This is a genomic window from uncultured Aquincola sp., assembly GCF_964001545.1.
GTDB lineage: Bacteria > Pseudomonadota > Gammaproteobacteria > Burkholderiales > Burkholderiaceae_C > Aquincola.
In genome coordinates this window covers 1-1,903 of the sequence record NZ_CAXFDV010000564.1, presented here as the reverse complement: position 1 = coordinate 1,903, position 1,903 = coordinate 1, and the positions used below count along the sequence as shown (strand labels likewise).

Here is a 1,903-nt window from a genome sequence, read left to right as displayed (position 1 = left end):
GTCGCCGACGTGCCGGCGGCCTTGCGCCACGGCATCCGCGCCGAGACGAAGCAGACCATCCTGCACACCGTGGCAGCGCTGCGGCTGGCCGATGGCTGCGTGGGCAACGACACCGGCGTCACCAACCTGGCCGTGGCCTGCGACCTGCCCACCTTCGTGCTGCTGGGCAGGCGCCCGCTGCTCGACCTGGACCCGCTGATGCACATGCTGCGCGGCCCCTCGCTGGACGCCATCGGCGTGGGCGACGTGGTGGCGATGATGCAGGCGCAGCAGGCCCCGGGCTTCGCCACCGCGTGAACATGCCGGCCGCCACCTGGCGGGTGGATGCCTCGCGCCTGCGGCTGGGCGACCGCATGGCGCTGGCCTGGTGGGCGCAGCGCCGGCGGCTCGAAGAAGGCCTGCGCTTTGCGGTGATCGACCGTGCGGCCGGAGGGGGCGCGCCGGTGTTCGACCTGCCGCTGCACTTTCCGTTGAGCTTCGAGCCTGATGAAGGCCGGCCGCTGCCGGACTGGGACACGGGCAACCTGTGGCTCACCGTCACGAATGCGTTCGCGCGGCAACCGCAGGCCGGGCAGTTTGAGCATGTGCCACCCGCGGTGCTCAGCCAGGCCCAGCAGCTGCGCGCCGGCCGCGGCAGCGCCGGCCCGCGCGTGCTGATGCATGTGCTGGACGATGCGCCCTACAACAAGGCCCGCAACTGGCAGCGGCCGCAGGCGCTGGCGCTGGCGGCGCGGCTGCAGCAGGCGGGCTGCGAGGTGGTGCTGCTCAACCCATCACCCGGTCAGTTTCTGGGCGGGCTGGACCGCATGCTGGCCGAGATGCTGGCCTGCGATGCCTTCATCGGCGGCGACACCGGGCCCAGCCATGTGTTTGCGATGCTGTGCGCCGACAAGCCCCAACTCGCCATCTACCCCGACATGGCGCGCGACCAGCGCAAGTTCGCGGCCGAGCAACAGGCGCTGGGCCTGCCGCTGCCCTGGAACAGCCTGCCCAAGCGGCCCGACCTCGCGGTACTGACGCTGCGCGCCGGCCGGCAGTGGGTGCGCCAGGGCTGGCGCTGGCGTTATGAGCGGGTGGGTCGCTTCGACGCAGCCGAAGCGGCCGACCGCTTGCTGCAGCGGCTGGCAGTGCCCGGCGCCGCGGCTTAGCGCCCGCGCCGCGCCAGCACCTCGCGGTACACCGCCAGGTTGCCTTCCACCATCGAGCGGGTGGAAAAGCCGTCCAGCACCCACTGCCGCGCCGCCTGGCCGTAGCGCTCTCGCAGCGGCGCATCGCCCAGCAGCTGGATCAGCGCGGCCGCCAGCGCGGGCGCGTCGCCGGGCGCCACCAGCTCGCCGGTTAAACCCGGCTGCACGATCTCAGGGATGCCGCCTGCGCGGGTGGCGACGATCGGCACGCCGCACGAAGCCGCCTGCAACAGCGAGACGCCCAGGCCTTCGGTCGCCGCCGGGTGCACCACCAAATCGAGGCTGGGCATCACCCGGTGCAAGTCGGTGCGAAAGCCCCCGAACAGCACGCTGGCCTGCAGGCCGCGCTCGGCCACCAGCTGCTTCAGCGGCGCCTCCTGCGGCCCTTGGCCGAGGAAGATGACCTTGGTGTTCGGGTGTCGCGCCAGCACCGCCGGCATCGCGTCCACCAGCACCCGGTGGCCCTTGCGCGGGATGAACTGCGCGATCAGCGCCACCGCCAGGTCGCCGGGCTGCAGGCCGAACTGGGCGTCGAACCAGGCACGGTCGGCGTCGCGCGGCGCGTTCGGCTGGTAGCGCTCGGTGTCCACCGCCGAGTGCACGCACACCACCTGGTCGGGCGGCACGCCTTCGCTGAGCAGCACGTTGCGGATGCCGTGCGAGATGGCCACCACCTTGTCGTACAGCGGGTACTTCCAGCGCACCACCCAGCGCCG

General features: G+C 72.5%; 2 protein-coding genes and 1 pseudogene. 2 read left to right on the top strand and 1 reads right to left on the bottom strand.

The window, feature by feature from the left end:
- Positions 1-297 (top strand): annotated as a pseudogene (locus ABNT58_RS19400) (hypothetical protein); the annotation flags it as partial.
- Positions 294-1,148 (top strand): hypothetical protein, encoded by an 855-nt coding sequence (locus ABNT58_RS19395; RefSeq protein WP_348755065.1) that lies wholly within the window; start codon positions 294-296, stop codon positions 1,146-1,148. The pseudogene ABNT58_RS19400 and the gene ABNT58_RS19395, both read left to right, overlap by 4 nt.
- Here the strand turns inward: ABNT58_RS19395 and ABNT58_RS19390 are convergent.
- A partial coding sequence (locus ABNT58_RS19390; protein ID WP_348755064.1) for a glycosyltransferase family 4 protein occupies positions 1,145-1,903 on the bottom strand: 759 nt, incomplete at its 5' end. The two genes, ABNT58_RS19395 and ABNT58_RS19390, sit on opposite strands and share 4 nt — an antisense overlap.